This window comes from Flavobacteriaceae bacterium, from assembly GCA_014075215.1.
Classification (GTDB): Bacteria; Bacteroidota; Bacteroidia; order Flavobacteriales; family Flavobacteriaceae; genus Polaribacter.
The window spans coordinates 813,451-830,555 of sequence record CP046177.1 but is presented as its reverse complement, the minus strand read 5'-3'; the positions used below and the strand labels follow the sequence as shown (position 1 = coordinate 830,555).

The window sequence follows — 17,105 nt, the reverse complement described above, 5'->3', positions numbered from 1 at the left end:
GAAGTTTGGTTGCGAAGTAGATATAACAAATTGTGTATGTAATACTTAACTTCGCCATTCTGTTGTGGCGAACCTATGGCGTAGTGGCGAGGTTTATCTGTTCGATACAGTTATTTAGTGACTTTGTTACCAGGTCTTTGAGTTCACTATATTCTTTCATGTCAACAATTTCAAAATGATATAACTGTCCTTTTTCACCTTGTACTTTCTTGATGTAATTCTCTAAGAGTAATTGTTTATGATAACGTCTTAATGTGGTTTCTTTTACTCGTAAGTTTCTACGGATTTCGGAACTTGTAAACTTGATTTGATTCTTCTCTTTAAGATACAATTTCAACTTCTCTAAATGATTTCTAACTGCTCCTGTAAGTGTATCTGATTTTCTAAGTAAAACATCAATAATTAATTCATTGGCTTCTTTGATATCTTCGATTTCTGTCTCGATATAAACTTCTCCAGTTTCCTTATTTACTTTTTGTTCTCTTTGATACTGATGATAAAATGTGATGGCATTTATAAATTGCAAATAGTGACTGTTTGTACGTCGAGGTTTAAACACTGACAATGGAAGAGATAAGTGTTCTGCATAGGGATTAATTACTTTGATGGGTTTTAATATTCTTTGTACGTTTTGTAAAACTTCTCTAGCTTTTATTTGTTCTGTCTCATCTATTTTTCCTGCAATAACCAGTCGTTGATAATCCATGATACGTTTGTCTTGTTCTGAGCTTTCATCTATATAGAGTAAAAAACTACGATTGGCATTGTCTTCATAAATACTTTCTTGTGTGGTAGCTCCTGCAATACAAACAGGTCCTTGTACTTCTAAGGGAATGGTTTTACTTACTCCGTTTTTATCTTTATGGACTACTCTTTTTTTTATCCACTTTTTACTGGCAAATTCTCGAATGGTGTATAATACTTTTTGTACGCCGTCTAAATCTTCTATCAAAATAATTCTATGAGAGAGTTCTGTTTTTGCAAAGTAGTATAAGGCATTGGCAGAGAGTGTAGTGACTTCGAGTATATCTTCTTGTGGTATGAGTTCTCCAACTTTAGATTGCAAATGTGTTTTTCCAACTCCGCTACTTCCCAAACTTATACAATGAAGTGGATTGTTTGTTTTACGAGAAGTAAATAATAAGTACATCAGAAGTCTATTTGTTTCTTCTCCAATCACGCCGCTTGTTCCAATGTACTTATTAGTTCTCTCTAGCAAATTCTCCCTTTCTAAAAAGGCAATGGCTTCTTTTTCTTCACTAGCAGTTAATTCTTTTATAAATGGTTTGTTTGATTCTGTTTCTTTTTGTAGTAGTAAAAAACGATAGTTCTCTAGCTCGTGCGTAAGTTCTTGTAAAACTTTGCGGACGACACTCGTCCCAATCTCTAAACGTTCTGCTATTCTTCTGACAAACTTTTCTACTTGGTTATCGTTGTATAAATCAATACTATGTCTTAGAATGCTATGGGCTGAGCTTGTCGAAGCGTTATTTGATTTCAGCTTTTGAACCGATAACGTTACTCGTAAACTTTCTAATTTATTAGTTCTTAATCCGCCTAGAATATGAATTTCTAAATGATTTGTCTTGTACTGATAATTATTTGGGTTTTCTGTATCTAAAATGTTCATATTTGGATACTCTTTTAAATTGTTTATAAATCTAAGGTATCCATAAATGAATAATAAATCAATATCCATATCTGGATACCACACTAAAACCCCTTATTTTTATACAGAAATACACACAAACTTTTTTTAAATTTCTTTTTTATGAACTCAAATCTTACTGATTTTATCCAAAATCTAAAGCATTATAGAACTCAAAAACAGCTCACTCAAAAGCAATTGGCTACTCATTTAAGGATAGGGCTAGGTAATATTGCACGTTATGAAAGAGGAGAAGTAGTACCAAAGCTTGATGTAGCGATTGCATTGGCTCAAAAATTAGAGGTAAGCCTAGACATTCTTTGCGGACTTTACAAGCAAAATGATACCGAACTCAATGAGCTTTTACAAAAAGCACAGAACTTACCCACAGAGGATAGAACCCTGCTAAAAGCCATTATTAAAAAGTTTGTATAAAAGAAAACCACAAACATTTTTACAATGTCTGTAGTTTTGTATAATTATTTCTTACTCTTACCCGCCACTAGAAAAATTCTAGCGGTAGCCAGTACGTGACATACTAGCACCATCCTTTAGATTAGCAAATAGAAATAATTACTTAAAATAAAAACATAATAGTTATGATGAAATTTCTTTTTTTGCTTCTTTTTTTCTTTGTTAATAACTCTTATTTTGTTGATAACCAAAAACACAAAAGAACGGAGTGAACTTTAGCGGCCAGCTAGCTTTTTAGAGCCATCCCCCGTATTAGTCTCCGTTCTTTTTAAAAGTTACTTAGAACCATATAGAATTTCAGTTTCTGCCCTTATTAAAGGTCTTAGTTTAAGTAACTATTATTAATATCTAATTACAAAATTATGAAAACAAATGAAATTATCGGAATCGATGTCAGTAAATTATTAATTGATGTTTGTATCTATTCTAAACAAATTGTTCAACAGTTTGAGAACAGTAAATCTGGATTTAAATTAATGCTAAAGTGGAGTTTTAAAAATTCGTCTTTCTCTAAAGAAGAAACCATGTTTGTATTTGAACATACAGGAATGTACTCTCATTTATTATCTGTGTCTTTAACTGAACAAAAATTATCTTTTTTCATAGCTTCTGGTTTAGAAATTAAAAGATCTATTGGTATTGCTCGTGGAAAGGATGACCAAATTGATGCCAAACGCATTGCTCTATATGGGTATCGATTAAAAGAAGAACTTAAACCCAGTAAGCTACCTAAAAGAAGTATATTACAACTAAAAAGTCTCTTATCTTTAAGGACAAAACTTAACAAACAAAGAGCTGGTTTTAAAGTTACTTTGAAAGAACAAAAAAGAATTTATAAAGCAAAAGAGTATAAAATAATCTTTGACGTTCAACAAAAAATGATTGCAGAACTAACCAAACAAATACACAAGATTAATACTCAAATGCAAGCTATTATTGACCAAAATATAATGTTAAAAGAAACCTATAAACTTGTTACTAGTGTTAAAGGTATAGGAATGCAAACTGCTATAATGATGATTGTGTTTACTGACAATTTTTCAAAATTTGAAAACTGGAGAAAGTTTGCCTCTTATTGTGGTGTTGCTCCTTTTCCTTACCAATCTGGAACTAGTATTAAAGGACGTACAAAAGTCTCTCATTTGGCTAATAAAAAATTGAAAGCAATTATTAATATGTGCGCTATTTCTGCTATACAACATAACCCAGAAATGAAATTATACTATCATAAAAGAATAAAACAAGGCAAAAGTAAAATGAGTACCGTTAACATTATTAGAAACAAATTAATAGCAAGAGTGTTTGCCGTTGTCAAACGACAAACACCCTATGTAGATACTTTTAAATTTGCTGCATAAATTAGTAAAAATAATATCTCAACTTTTACTTGTTTTTATCATAGAATACCTGGGGTTTATAATTTTTCAAAAAACTTACTTACCAATATATTTTACATTTTGGTAGTTTCTTTTGTAACTCTTCAATTTCAGATTTATCTATCGTATTACCTTCTAAGCCTAAAGTTTTTAAATTCTTCATTTTATATAACGATTTTGGTGGACTAGATAAATAACATTCATTTAGATTCAATATTTCTATATACTCATTGTTTAAGTTATCTAAATTAAGACTAGTGTTATTCGATAAATCAAGGACTTTAAGGTTGTTTAGTTTGTTAATATCACTTGTTAAATATTTGATGTTATTCATTACTAAATATAGCTCCTTAAGCTTCGATAGATTCTTAATTCCATCGGGCAACTTATCTATATTTAAACAACCTTCATTGCGTGTATCACATTGTGAACCTGTAAAAGATAATATTTCTAAATTCGATAAGTCATACACCTCTAAAGGAAAAGATTTGTATCTGTTTTCATTTTTTACTTTAAGAATAACAACTTCTTTCTTTTTTTCTAATGCAGTGCCTAAGTCATTCAGTTCTAACTTTTCTTGACTTTTACAAGAGTTCGTAAATAAAACTGTAATAATAGATAATACAAGTATAGAATAATAGTTCACTGTTTTAATTTTTAATTGTTCCATTTGTATTATAAATATTATTTGTTGCTGTACCAACATTCACCTTACCGTTTGATTGTAGAGTTTTAGTATCAATATTAAGCTTAGTAACGTCAGAGGCTAAAACTTTTCTTCTATAAGGACTCATAGTTTTACTTCCAGCTGGCTGACCTCCGTAACCATATTTATCAGAAACAGGTGTTCCTCTTGGTGACATTATACCAGGAACTCCTTTATCAATACTAACGTCGTGTCTACCACCATCTGCTTCTCCCTTTTCAAACCATCCAAGTCCGTGTCCAAATTCGTGTGCATCTGTCGAACCATTTTTCATTTCAGATGCTATGAATAATCCACTATTACCCGGTGTATCAAAAAATGAAGATTTAAAACTTAAATCAGTACCGTCTGTCACTCTAACAAAATTATTTTCAGCATTATTTCCATTGTCTTCTGCGAGTTTAGTAGCTTCTTTTTCTGTTACGTGTTCTCCACTAATAGAAAACTTAACAGAATAACTTTTACCATCTATATCTATTGTTCCGCCTGCGTCGTTCCACATTTTTTGGATATTTGATGCTGTAGAGCTTGCAAATTTATCGCTTGATTGGTCTCCATAAAAATATATTTTAGCAGAGACTTCTACATATTCATTACCATCTTCATCTTTTTTAATGGCTGCAATTCCAGACCTACCATCAGGGTCAATAAAGTTAAGAGGGTTATTGTTTACATAATTGTAAGGTGTGTTATTATAATAATGTTCAGCAAGTGGGTCAACATTCATCCACCTACCTAAAGCAGCATCATAATTTCGAGCACCATAATCTAACCAATTTAAACCTAATTCGTTTTGCTCCTCTTTACCATTGTATGTGTATGGATGTTCAGTACCATTCACAACATTATTGTACCCTTTGTGCTGTAACCCAAAGAGGAAATACCTACGTGTTTTTAAATCACTTTTTTTTAAGGTCAATGTTTTTTTATTCCAAACTAATTTTGGTTCAGTATTTTGATGATATTTTAATTTTAGACAGCCCAATTTTTTAAAAACTTTTTGTAAAAAGAATTGTTTCAAAGTTACAAAATAATAACGTACTGAAAAAAGAAAAAAAACCTGCGAAGCAATGCAAAATTTATTTCTGCAAATACAGAAAACAAAAGCCCAAAAACAACTCGCCTTTGGCGAAAAAAAAAGAAAACAGCCCCACCGCAAAGCGGTAAAAAACCTGTATTGAGCTTGTCGAAATAAGCCCAATCGCCTTTGGCTGAAAAGCCACAAAAAAAACACGCCGTTAGGCGTGTTAAAAGCAATATATAAGTGAATAGCTAATGATTAAATTCTTCGTTTAAACGGTAGGTTTTCATTCCCCAGTGGTCTGTTCCTGTGCAAAGAACAGCTTTGTGTTGTATCAGCCGATGCAGTACCTTATTGATTAGTTTTTTGCTATGTACGGTATCATAAGCAACCTGCTCGGAAGTAAAACAATCTTGGTCGTAAAAATCCAACAAATCGCCGTAAAGTTCCCAAATGATTTGTTTGTTCTCAAAATCGTTAAAAGTATCTTGGTCTAGTGTTTTCATCCGTCTTCGTTTGTGGTTTTGATGCCTCTTCGGTTTTTACTATTTGATAGCGATAACAAGCCCCTATTTTACGACAACGTTTTATTTTGTGTTCTTCTTTAAATTGGTTTAAAAACTGATTTACGGTACTACGGTCTATGGCTGTTTTCGCAAAAAGTTCTTTGGTTTCAAAAGGTTCGGTAGGAAAATATTTAAGTATCAATATCCATACCTGCTCTTTTTGATTGATGCGTTGCTGTTTGGGTTGTTTATGTTGTAATTTAAAAAGTTTAAAAGTGGTTAAAAAATATTCATCATTAGTTTGTAAAACATCGCCCATTAGTTCAGGTCTGTTGGTGCTTCGTATCATAGCAAAGGTTTTTACCCAATCTAAAAACAACAAAGCCTGTTGTTTGTGATAGGTCTCAAAAATTGCGTTTACGTAATCCGTATTGTGAAAAATAACTTTGATGTTTTTTAGTTCATCAAACAAAAGCGGAACGGTCTGTAAAAAATCATTCTCTACATTTTTTCGTAATTTAAAAATCGATTTTTCAGTGAGTTTTGTAAAATCAAAATTGGCTTCACGTGTGCGTGTGTGCGTGCGAGGGTTTTGATTTTGTTGTCCTCCTACTGTCAATCTCTTTGTTTTAGGGAGTTTAAGGGTTGGAATAGGGGTTTTGGCTAACTGACCGACTGCATTTGAAAAAGGAACGGCGTTTTGCGAGGTTTTTGCATTAAAAGTTTCCATAAAAAAGGGTTTTAAAAGATTAAAATAAAACGCTAAATAAGGCAAAATAAAAAAGCAAAAAAGAAAGAAATATACACAGAAAAAAAAGACGAAAAGCCCCATTCCGTCCTCATTTCAGGGGTTTTTGTGGGGGCGAAAAACACCGAAAAACAAAACCAAAAACAGCCCAAAACCAAAGCAAAAAAGAGCAAAAAATAGGCTTAAAATTACTTTTAAAAATCAAATAACAAATTGACCAAAAAAGGAACAAATAAAAACAGCTTAAAAGCCCAAAAATAAATCAAAAATAGTTCGTTTTAAAACTAAAATAAATTAGGTTGAAAACCTAAAAAAAAGCCCCCAAATTGCACTGCTTCGCAGTGCAAAAAAAAATAAAATCCCTTTACTGTCCTACGCCAGTAATAAAAAACGCTCGTCTGCCTTTGGCGAAAAAAACCAATTTTGCCAATAAATCGGCAAAAATCAACCTGTAAAATGGGTTGCAGAACCACAAGCGAAAACCCAATAAAAAACCCCTGCGGAGCAGAGTAAAAAAAAGAAAAAAGCCCTACCGCAAAACGGTAAAAAAGCCCAAAAAAACAGCTCCCCTTTGGCGTGATGAAGCCGAATAATCGGCTCAAAAAATGAAAAAATAAATGACCGTTCCAATCAAAAAAAACTATTTGCTTACGGCAATAAAAAAAATGAAATTTGGAACAAAAAACGCCTGAAAAAAGCCCCAAAAATTGCCCTGCGAAGTAGTGCAAAAAAAAGAAAAAGCTCACAGCAAAGTGGTAAAAAAAGCCCAAAAACGAATTTTATTCGTTGTGATAAAATCAAAAAATAGGGCAAAAAATGTTGATAAATCGGCAAAAAATTAACATACAAAATTACAACCGAAAAAGCTCCAAAAATTGCACTGCGGAGCAGAGCAAAAAAAGAAAAAAAACTCCACCCCAAGGCGTTGAAAAACCTGTATTGAACTTGTCGAAATAAGCACCAAAACGGATTTTATTTTTTGTGATAAAACCGAAAAAAGTCAAAAAATAGTCCGATCAAAAAAAAGAAAAGCTTTTTACTGCCCTACGGCAGTAATAAAAAACGTTCGTCTGCCTTTGGCAAAAAAACCAATTTTGCCAATAAATCAACAAAAATAAACCTGTAAAATGGGTCGCAGAACCACAAGCGAAAACCCAATAAAACACCTCCTGCGGAGCAGTGTAAAAAAAGAAAAAAGCCCCACCGCAAAGCGGTAAAAAGCCCTCAAAAAAACAACTCGCCTTTGGCGTGATGACGCCGAATAATCGGCTAAAAAATGAATAAATAAATGACTCTTCCAGTCAAAAAAAAAGCCCTTTTGCCTACGGCAATAAAAAAAATGAAATTTGGAACAATAAGCGTCTGAAAAAAGCCTAAAAACAAAAGCAAAAAACCAAAGCCAACAACTAAAAAACCAAACCCAAAACACAAAAAAAAGCCCCCACAAAAACCCCTGAAATGAGGACGGAATGGGGCTTTTCGTCTTTTTTTTCTGTGTATATTTCTTTCTTTTTTGCTTTTTTATTTTGCCTTATTTAGCGTTTTATTTTAATCTTTTAAAACCCTTTTTTATGGAAACTTTTAATGCAAAAACCTCGCAAAACGCCGTTCCTTTTTCAAATGCAGTCGGTCAGTTAGCCAAAACCCCTATTCCAACCCTTAAACTCCCTAAAACAAAGAGATTGACAGTAGGAGGACAACAAAATCAAAACCCTCGCACGCACACACGCACACGTGAAGCCAATTTTGATTTTACAAAACTCACTGAAAAATCGATTTTTAAATTACGAAAAAATGTAGAGAATGATTTTTTACAGACCGTTCCGCTTTTGTTTGATGAACTAAAAAACATCAAAGTTATTTTTCACAATACGGATTACGTAAACGCAATTTTTGAGACCTATCACAAACAACAGGCTTTGTTGTTTTTAGATTGGGTAAAAACCTTTGCTATGATACGAAGCACCAACAGACCTGAACTAATGGGCGATGTTTTACAAACTAATGATGAATATTTTTTAACCACTTTTAAACTTTTTAAATTACAACATAAACAACCCAAACAGCAACGCATCAATCAAAAAGAGCAGGTATGGATATTGATACTTAAATATTTTCCTACCGAACCTTTTGAAACCAAAGAACTTTTTGCGAAAACAGCCATAGACCGTAGTACCGTAAATCAGTTTTTAAACCAATTTAAAGAAGAACACAAAATAAAACGTTGTCGTAAAATAGGGGCTTGTTATCGCTATCAAATAGTAAAAACCGAAGAGGCATCAAAACCACAAACGAAGACGGATGAAAACACTAGACCAAGATACTTTTAACGATTTTGAGAACAAACAAATCATTTGGGAACTTTACGGCGATTTGTTGGATTTTTACGACCAAGATTGTTTTACTTCCGAGCAGGTTGCTTATGATACCGTACATAGCAAAAAACTAATCAATAAGGTACTGCATCGGCTGATACAACACAAAGCTGTTCTTTGCACAGGAACAGACCACTGGGGAATGAAAACCTACCGTTTAAACGAAGAATTTAATCATTAGCTATTCACTTATATATTGCTTTTAACACGCCTAACGGCGTGTTTTTTTTGTGGCTTTTCAGCCAAAGGCGATTGGGCTTATTTCGACAAGCTCAATACAGGTTTTTTACCGCTTTGCGGTGGGGCTGTTTTCTTTTTTTTTTCGCCAAAGGCGAGTTGTTTTTGGGCTTTTGTTTTCTGTATTTGCAGAAATAAATTTTGCATTGCTTCGCAGGTTTTTTTTCTTTTTTCAGTACGTTATTATTTTGTAACTTTGAAACAATTCTTTTTACAAAAAGTTTTTAAAAAATTGGGCTGTCTAAAATTAAAATATCATCAAAATACTGAACCAAAATTAGTTTGGAATAAAAAAACATTGACCTCAAAGAAAAGTGATTTAAAAAGACGTAGTTATTTCCTCTTTGGACTGAAACATAAAGGGTATAATAACGTGGTTTCTTCCAATGGGAATAGTACCGCGCAGAAGATTAAATTCAATGGAAAAGAGTTACAAAATGAGTTAGGACTTAACTTGTACCATTATGGAGCTCGTTTCTATGACCCTACAATTGGTCAATTTACAACGATAGATCCTAAAGCAGAAAGTTATGCTTCACAAGGAGGTTACGTATATGCTGCTAATAACCCTATCGCTTTTCATGAGAAAAATGGAGAAAACCCTGTATTAGCTATACTACGCGCACTAGCGAAAAAAGGTGTAAAATATGCTGCAAAAAATGCTAAAGGACAACTTAAACCTGTAACTAGAAAACATGCTCAAAAGCTTTTGAAGAATAAGAAGAGTGTATTTAAGACTACAGATGGTAGTAGTATAAGAAAAGCTAAAAAAGTCTATAAATCTGCTAATCCTAAGAAGAAAATTGTTAAGCACGAAGGGCATGCCTTAAAAAACAAACAAGGGGTTGAGACAGGTAAAAAAGGATTAGATCATTTTCAAAAAGCTTCAGGTGATGGAAGCCATATTTTCTATGATAAAGCTAATTCAGCGGGCACTATAGGGGCAGTGACAGTTGCTTCTTCAGAGACTTCTGCAAACACTAGTGATAGTAATTCAGAAAATAATAATAGCAGTAATAGTACTGGCGACTTTGACACTTTAGTTAGTAGCTTAAAAAAAGCAACTACTTTACCAGGTCAACCAGATACAGAACAAGCTGCTAATTTGGGAAAGACAATTATAGGAGATAATAAAGTAGGTAGGTTTATTGATAATTGGATAAATCCCTTCGGTTTAGTTGACGATGTAAAAGGGCTTATAATAATTAAAATTTTATCAACTAAAAGTGATAATGAAAATTAAAATGAGAAAAATTTTGAACTTTTTTGATAGCGCACTAGATATTTTTAGAAAGAAAGAATATTACAATATTGATTACGATTCATTGAATAATTATTTTGTTGAATTTACAGAGCTACAAGAAGAAAACCTATTGAAAATTCAATCAATCATAGAAGATTTTCAAGAAGCTGAAAAGTTAAACGATGAAAAAGCAAGTTTATGTGAAAGCTCTTCAAATATTCACTCTAAAATAGATGAATTAATGATAGAAATTAAAAAAATTATTCATGAAGATTACAGAGAAACATATTTTGAATCAAGTAAAGAAAATTGGAACTTCAATTACTTCTTGACTAACTCTAGTATGATTTACGATGATGTTTTACTTATCTCAAATAGAATACAAGATAAAGATGAGCAGCTTGGAGATATGATATATCCAATATTGGCGATAAAAAAATATATGAAAAAATTTTATCTCTGGAACTTATTAGATAAAACGAGTAAATCAGAAAATTTGTAAAAGTAAAAAAGCTACAGCATATAGGTGTTGTGGCTTTTTTAAGCTATGAAAGAAAGAATTACTAGCACTCGTTTTGTAACGAGTGCCGTTAGCGAGTAAACAGGATAAACATATAATAAAAAACCACATTCCTTTTTAAATAAAATGTTTGTGGTTTTTAAGCTTAAGCTACGATTTGTTGAATTTGTTTTTTGGTAATAAAGGCATCCAAGAATATTTTTACTACAGATTTATCTTCTCTAGGTAATTTTTCAATGGTTTTAAAAAGATTTAAAAGCTCTTTATCTGTTAGAGAATTTTCTGCAAATTCATCGGTATTACCGTTCATCAAAAAATCAGATGTAACCTCCAAAGAGTTAGCCAATTTAGTCATTACATCAGCAGAAGGCATAGATCCTTTATCTTCATAACGTCCAATTTGCGAATAGTGTACACCAATTTTGTTAGCTAAATCGCTTTTAGAAAGGCTTTTTTGAGTGCGTAATTTTTTTAATCTCTGATGAAAATTCATAGTGCGTTTGTTATTTATTAACAATACAAATATAGTAATTACGCACTCTTTATGCTGATTATTTTTGCGATTGTTCATAAAATTTGAATACCGTGTATTGTTTCCTTTTGCGTTTTTGTTTTATTTTGTGCGTATAAGCAAATAATATATTTATCAACAATGGACATTGGCGCATTAAAAAAGGAATTAGATATTTTAGAGATTGGCAAAGAACTGGGATTACAGATAAACAACAAAGGGCAATGTCTGTGTCCATTCCATAAAGACAAGAAACCAAGTTTATCCTTTTCAAAAGAAAAACAAATCGCTACCTGTTTTAGTGGCAACTGTTCTGCAGGCACGATGGATGTAATTACGCTGGTTCAAAAGTTTTACAGTTGGGAACTGCCCAGAACTTTAGAATGGTTACAACCCTACGCCAACTGGGTAGCACCCGTAGGCAATGATGTATCCTCCAAACCGAAAACAACCACTCCGGTAAAAACGATTAATTATTCTGAAGTATTTAAAAAACTACAATCCAAATTAAGACAAAGCAGCAAAGCAAAAACGTATTTAGAAACAAGATATTTAGACTATAAAAATTTAGAAGCTGCTTTTAACCCCAATGATAAAGAGTATAACGCCTTAAAATACTGTATCATCTTTCCGCTGAAAAACAAAGACGGGCAGATCGTATCATTATACGGCAGAAGTATTTACGATAACGCAAAATGTAAACACTATTACACCAAAAACAGGCAAGGTCTTTATCCGGGTTATCCCTCTGCAGAGACACGTTGTTTGATTATTACTGAAAGCATCATCGATACAGTTACATTGCAACAACATTTTAGATTACCCAAAGACACAGCACTTTTAGCAGCTTATGGAACAATGGTATCACTGGAGAACACACGGTGGCCGTGAGCCAATTACAAGAGCTCCAGGAAATCATCTTGTGGTTCGATGGCGACCAAGCTGGTGTTAATGCCACTAATAAATATGCCTTGGAACTCAGAGAAAAGCATCCCGGTGTACAGACCAGCAAAGTGCCTGTCTTAGAGGGCGAGGATATTAATTCGTTATTAGACAGCCACAGCTCTGAGATATTTACTAATTTTTTTAACCAACGAAAACCTGCACTAATTCCTAACAAACTAACACCTAAATCCTCACTCAAAATAGAACTTCATCAAAGTATCTACCAAGATGAACACCTAAAAGTTCAAGTTTTAGGAAAACTGGACCATAAGAATTTAGGAGCACTTAAAGTTACCCTGGTAGTACATAACAAACACAATCCAAACCATATTCCTGTAAGAAATACCATAGATCTATACCATGGCGAGCGTGTAGAGAAATTTGTAAGAACCTGCGCAGAGAAGTTAGAAACAGGAACGAGCATTTTACGCAAAGCCTTTAACGAGATAACCCAAGGCTTAGAAAACCACCGACTGGAACAAATACAAATTACTCAAGAGAAACAGGACCAAAAACCAGTGCTAAGAGTACTGACAAAAGAGGAGCAACAAAAAGCTATTACTATTTTAAAAGCCAAAAACTTAATAGAAATACTCTCTAAAAAACTCCAACAAACAGGTATTATAGGCGAAGAAAAAAAGGCCTTGTTTTTATTCAATATTATTTTAAGTCATAAAATGCACAACACCTTACACGCTATGATACAAGGAACCTCAGGCAGTGGTAAAAGTCATTTGATAAAAAAAGTGGCCGACTGTATGTACAATGGGCACAAGATCAAACGCTTTACCAGGGTGAGTGAAAAGAGTTTTTATAATTACGGACAATACGATTTAGCGCATTGCGGGATTGTCCTGGAAGATTACGACGGTTTAGGAGAAGAAGCTCAGCTAGCCTGGAGAGAATTACAAAGTAGTGGAAGATTAGGCAGTAGTGTGAGTTTAAAAAACGAGCTGACAGGTGCTATAAAAAGTGGCGAGAAAGTTGTCTATGGTCCTATTGCTTCATTAGTGGCCACCACAAAGTTTAGAATTTATGAAGACAATCAAAGTAGAGTGTTTGTCATTGCTATTGATGAGAGCGAAGCTCAGACAGAAAAGGTCCTGGAGTATATGGCAAAAAAAGCAGCAAAGACTATTACAGATGGACAGGAAAAACAAGCCGTAGAAGAAATTCAAAATATAGTGTATTGCCTAAAACCCTATTTGGTACAAAACAACTACAGGCTAAGTCTACCAAAAAGCACCCAGCAACGTAGGAGACTTACCCAAATGCTCCACGATTTTATAGAACAAATCACATTGTTACATCAGTATCAAAGGAATCGAATCGCTTCGGATAATGAAACTATTTTAATTACCCAACTGGAAGATTTAGAACTAGCTGTAGATCTGATGTTTGAAAGTATTGTATTAAAGACCGATGAACTCGATGGTATACTTAGACAGTTCTATGAGAATTTAAAGAAGTATATCAAAAATAAAGGAGAAAGCTATGAGTTTACCCAAAGAGAAATCCGCCAAGAATTTAGAATCAGTAAAAGTCAAGCGCAACGTTATTTTAATGAGTTGCTGGAACTGGAATACCTCCAAAAAAGCAGCACAAGAAATAGAAATACCTTTGGTTATAAAATTACCTATTGGGATAATATTGAAAAATTACGAGCAGAAATAAGAGGAAATTTATACCAACAAATCCAAACCTATAAAAAGAAACTTTAAAAAGACTACACCTTTGGGTCGGTTATGGGTCAGTTATGGGTCGATTGTGGGTCGGTCAAAATACTGAGAATCAAATAGTAAACTAGCAGCGACCCAGTTACCCAGCACAAGAGTAATTAGGGAAATAAAAAAAGCTATCAAAAACACTAAGAAAAAGAAACCTAAAACGCTAGGAAAAACAATCACAATTCTTACAAAAAACACCTTTTAAAAGTTAGTATCTCCAACCTTACTATTTCCTGACTTTTAGACTTTACAAACTTTTTAAACAAAATAGATTATGAAACCCAGCTACAAAAAGCAGGCAGTAAAACGCTACGTAAAAATGGAAAAGATCAAATACAGAAAGTATCATATAAAAGACTTTAACTTGATTATCAAACTGATCTATCCAACACGTCAAGTAATCAATGTTTATCATAAATTATTAGAAAAAACCGGGAGTTTTAGTAAAAGTCATTTAGAGTTAATCAATCAAACCACAAAGAATTTTACTGTTTTAAATGAACTCCACAGAGATCAGGATAAATATGGGCGATTATATACAGTAAGAGAAGATTTAAATAATGCCGTTTATTTTTTACAAAACGAATTGGAGTTAAAAGAGCAAGATATTTTATTACCGGCAAGTACTCGTTGGTTTTACAAAGAAATTCACTGGCAATTTTATGATATGGTTTTTACAAGTAAACAAGCAGCTTTAGTGTTACGAAAAAGTAAAAGCTCGGTGTATCGTCATTTAAGCGAATTGGTAGACAGAGAGCTGGTAGAAATTGTAGGAAAAAAAAGAACAGCTTATGTATATCAAATTAAAGAAAAAAAAGAGTAGCTTTTATCTTTCAAAAGAAAGACATTGAACTTCAAATAAAAAGGGGTTATAAGGTGTTCGCTACGCCCCTCTGTGCAGCACTTTTTTTTGGCCAAAAAAAAATACATCGGCTTACAGCCGTTTTTGTCCAAAAAAAAGCTGCTGCCTCCCTGCTTCTGCTCCGCTCACTCGCAGCTCCTCTGTATTTTTGTTAGGCTCCTATGGGTCGCCTACAAAAATCCACCGCTGCTTATCGGGCGCAGCCGCTGGTGCCAAAGCCTACTGCGCATTTTTTTTTAATCGATTTATTATTTTTATAATAAGGAGAAAAAAAATGCTTGTGGCGCGTCCACGCTGCTCACTTAATCGTTCGCAGACAATGTGTCCACGTCGGCTTTGGCGCTGCGCTTTCGCTGCGCTGGTTTTGCGTACAACGCAGAACACTCAATCGGCGTTGGCCTCTATAAACAGTACGGTTAAATCAAAAAAAGGGAAATACATAGTGGGCTATTATCCTGAAATGAGTTGACCGTTTTTTTAGCTAAATCCTAAAATAGATTTACAACCCGGAATCAATCCTAAAATGAGTTTACAGTTTTTAAAATCAGTACGGAAAACACTTGAGATATCACAGAGGGAAGAACTTACCATAAACGATGTAGTTCCGATGCTGAACGCACTATCGCTTGTCGGTTTTAAAAAGCTGACGATTTATCTCCCTGCTATAACCCTTTCTATAAATCCTCATCTTTTTAAAACGGAGGTAAACCGTTTTAATAATTGGCGATTTTTTAGAGGTGGAAAAAAGCCAGGGGAAAAATCGACAAGTATTAAAATGAAGCAACCGAAGGGCGCTAGTCTTCACAAAGAGCATAAAAAAAGAAGCTACCTAATTAAAAGATAACTTCTTACTTAGCAAACGATTTTAGTCCTCTAAGACGTCGTAGCTAAAATACGACTTTTTTACTTAAAAATCAAAGCTATTATCATCAATCTTAGTTCCACTGTGCGCTCAGGTAGCTATGAGCCTGGAGTATTTTACATAATTTACATTATAACTTACAAGCGAAGAACCGATCAAATAGTAAACTCCTGAATTTGTATTATAATGCCAATTATGTACAAATATCGAGGGAAAGGAAACGGAAAAAACACAGGGGTTTTGAGGAACGAAAATACTGGGTTTTTGGAGTGCGGATTTAATCATAAAATCATATATTTACAATGGTCATGAAGTGAGGACGTTCTTAAAAAAATCTGTTTTTGTCAGGTATAAGCGATAAAAAATGGGCTTTTATTAAAAAAAACGCATAAAGTTATATCCTTTTGGACTGAAACATAAAGGGTACAATAATGTGGTGAATGGTACTGAAAATAAGTACAAAACTTATCAAGGAAAAGAAAAAGAGGAAGAGCTTGGAAAAGATACTTACGCATTTGGATGGAGAGATTATGACCCAGCTTTAGGACGTTTTAATAAAATAGATAGGTTTGCTGAAAAGTATTATGCTGTTACGCCTTATCATTTTTCTGCTAATAACCCTATTTTCTTTAAAGAGATTAATGGAGATAGTATACAAGGTGTGTCGAGAAAATCTGCTAGACGAGTAAAAAGAGAAATAAGAAAGACTTTTAGGAATAACAAAAAACTAGCAAGATTGTTTAAGAAAAAGGGTAAGAAATTTAAAGGAATTTCACAGAGTGATTTTGATGATGCTACGCAGAATTCGAGTACTGATGAGAAAGCTCTTGCACAAGGTTATTTTGATGCTGTTAACTCATCAGAAATACATACAGTTGAAGCAGTCAAGAGAGGAGAAAAGTTGAAATCAGGTTTAAGTAGGATTAATGGTTATACCACAGGAAAAGAAGTTGATGAAGGTTTGGCAGGAAGACCTTCGACAGCAACTGGTGGAGGGTTTAATTATCGAACAACAGCTGGCTCACACACAGTTATTATTATGAACTCTACTGTTCCTATAACAGATTATAGAGATAATTCAACAGGAGCAGGAGTTTTAAATAGAACATCATCTGCTGGAGAATTATTGGCTCACGAATTGTTAGGTCACGGTTTAACTAGATACAATGCAGGAGGTAATCAATTTTTAAATGCAATACAATTAACAAATTTATATCAAAGAGTAACGACTGGAAGTTTTAGATTTTACAGAGATGGTTCTAGCCACGGAGGTAATCCAGCAGGTCGTGGAGTAGCAATTCCAGGAACTATTTCTTGGCAAGTTCCATTATATTTAAGATAAAG

At 33.5% G+C, this 17,105-nt stretch carries 18 protein-coding genes; 12 read left to right on the top strand and 6 right to left on the bottom strand.

Going from position 1 to position 17,105, the window contains the following annotated elements; all coding sequences use genetic code 11:
• Window positions 1-73 precede the first annotated feature (73 nt).
• Window positions 74-1,630, bottom strand: a complete 1,557-nt coding sequence (locus GKR88_04165) for a hypothetical protein (protein ID QMU66639.1) — start codon at window positions 1,628-1,630, stop codon at window positions 74-76.
• Between the two features lie 141 nt (window positions 1,631-1,771).
• On the opposite strand from GKR88_04165, the gene GKR88_04160 reads away from it, so the two are divergent.
• Together GKR88_04160 and GKR88_04155 are read left to right on the top strand one after the other, a co-directional pair.
• Entirely contained in the window at window positions 1,772-2,083 is a 312-nt protein-coding gene (locus GKR88_04160) for a helix-turn-helix domain-containing protein (protein ID QMU63549.1), read from the top strand.
• A gap of 401 nt (window positions 2,084-2,484) precedes the next feature.
• Window positions 2,485-3,480 carry a transposase gene (locus GKR88_04155; GenBank protein ID QMU63548.1) on the top strand — a complete coding sequence of 332 codons (996 nt, stop codon included), beginning with the start codon at window positions 2,485-2,487 and terminating at the stop codon, window positions 3,478-3,480.
• A 79-nt stretch (window positions 3,481-3,559) separates the two neighbouring features.
• Here the strand turns inward: GKR88_04155 and GKR88_04150 are convergent, their stop codons facing one another.
• From GKR88_04150 to GKR88_04135, 4 genes are read right to left on the bottom strand one after another with little or no spacing between them, the layout of a single operon-like run.
• A complete protein-coding gene (locus GKR88_04150) occupies window positions 3,560-4,168 on the bottom strand; it encodes a hypothetical protein (GenBank protein QMU63547.1) in 609 nt (202 codons plus the stop codon).
• Window positions 4,149-5,474, bottom strand: coding sequence for a hypothetical protein (locus tag GKR88_04145; GenBank protein QMU63546.1), 1,326 nt, complete (start codon window positions 5,472-5,474; stop codon window positions 4,149-4,151). Before GKR88_04145 ends, GKR88_04150 begins: the two co-directional genes overlap by 20 nt.
• A gap of 2 nt (window positions 5,475-5,476) precedes the next feature.
• Window positions 5,477-5,731: a hypothetical protein gene (locus GKR88_04140; protein ID QMU63545.1), complete on the bottom strand. Its 255-nt coding sequence runs from the start codon at window positions 5,729-5,731 to the stop codon at window positions 5,477-5,479.
• Entirely contained in the window at window positions 5,703-6,461 is a 759-nt protein-coding gene (locus GKR88_04135) for a hypothetical protein (protein ID QMU63544.1), read from the bottom strand. The genes GKR88_04140 and GKR88_04135 overlap by 29 nt, the downstream gene beginning before the upstream one ends.
• A 1,589-nt stretch (window positions 6,462-8,050) precedes the next feature.
• Here GKR88_04135 and GKR88_04130 point away from each other — a divergent pair.
• From GKR88_04130 to GKR88_04115, 4 genes are read left to right on the top strand one after another with little or no spacing between them, the layout of a single operon-like run.
• Window positions 8,051-8,809, top strand: coding sequence for a hypothetical protein (locus tag GKR88_04130; GenBank protein ID QMU63543.1), 759 nt, complete (start codon window positions 8,051-8,053; stop codon window positions 8,807-8,809).
• Window positions 8,781-9,035: a hypothetical protein gene (locus GKR88_04125; protein QMU63542.1), complete on the top strand. Its 255-nt coding sequence runs from the start codon at window positions 8,781-8,783 to the stop codon at window positions 9,033-9,035. Before GKR88_04130 ends, GKR88_04125 begins: the two co-directional genes overlap by 29 nt.
• A gap of 12 nt (window positions 9,036-9,047) precedes the next feature.
• On the top strand, window positions 9,048-10,334 hold the full coding sequence (locus tag GKR88_04120; GenBank protein QMU63541.1) for a hypothetical protein: 1,287 nt from the start codon (window positions 9,048-9,050) through the stop codon (window positions 10,332-10,334).
• Complete coding sequence (locus tag GKR88_04115; protein ID QMU63540.1) at window positions 10,324-10,836, top strand: hypothetical protein; 513 nt, start codon at window positions 10,324-10,326, stop codon at window positions 10,834-10,836. Before GKR88_04120 ends, GKR88_04115 begins: the two co-directional genes overlap by 11 nt.
• Before the next feature lie 163 nt (window positions 10,837-10,999).
• Here the strand turns inward: GKR88_04115 and GKR88_04110 are convergent, their stop codons facing one another.
• Window positions 11,000-11,347, bottom strand: coding sequence for a helix-turn-helix domain-containing protein (locus GKR88_04110; GenBank protein ID QMU66638.1), 348 nt, complete (start codon window positions 11,345-11,347; stop codon window positions 11,000-11,002).
• A gap of 159 nt (window positions 11,348-11,506) precedes the next feature.
• Between GKR88_04110 and GKR88_04105 the strand changes: the two genes are divergently transcribed.
• The 6 genes from GKR88_04105 (at window position 11,507) to GKR88_04080 (ending at window position 17,103) form a co-directional block, all read left to right on the top strand.
• Window positions 11,507-12,256, top strand: coding sequence for a hypothetical protein (locus GKR88_04105; GenBank protein QMU63539.1), 750 nt, complete (start codon window positions 11,507-11,509; stop codon window positions 12,254-12,256).
• Window positions 12,253-14,031: a hypothetical protein gene (locus tag GKR88_04100; protein QMU63538.1), complete on the top strand. Its 1,779-nt coding sequence runs from the start codon at window positions 12,253-12,255 to the stop codon at window positions 14,029-14,031. Before GKR88_04105 ends, GKR88_04100 begins: the two co-directional genes overlap by 4 nt.
• Before the next feature lie 280 nt (window positions 14,032-14,311).
• Window positions 14,312-14,860, top strand: coding sequence for a hypothetical protein (locus GKR88_04095; protein ID QMU63537.1), 549 nt, complete (start codon window positions 14,312-14,314; stop codon window positions 14,858-14,860).
• Between the two features lie 187 nt (window positions 14,861-15,047).
• A complete protein-coding gene (locus tag GKR88_04090; protein ID QMU63536.1) occupies window positions 15,048-15,368 on the top strand; it encodes a hypothetical protein in 321 nt (106 codons plus the stop codon).
• A 54-nt stretch (window positions 15,369-15,422) separates the two neighbouring features.
• The gene (locus GKR88_04085; protein QMU63535.1) at window positions 15,423-15,743 is read left to right on the top strand and encodes a hypothetical protein; all 321 of its coding nucleotides are present in this window, start codon (window positions 15,423-15,425) and stop codon (window positions 15,741-15,743) included.
• 406 nt (window positions 15,744-16,149) lie between these two features.
• Entirely contained in the window at window positions 16,150-17,103 is a 954-nt protein-coding gene (locus GKR88_04080) for a hypothetical protein (GenBank protein ID QMU63534.1), read from the top strand.
• The last annotated feature ends 2 nt before the right edge of the window (window positions 17,104-17,105 follow it).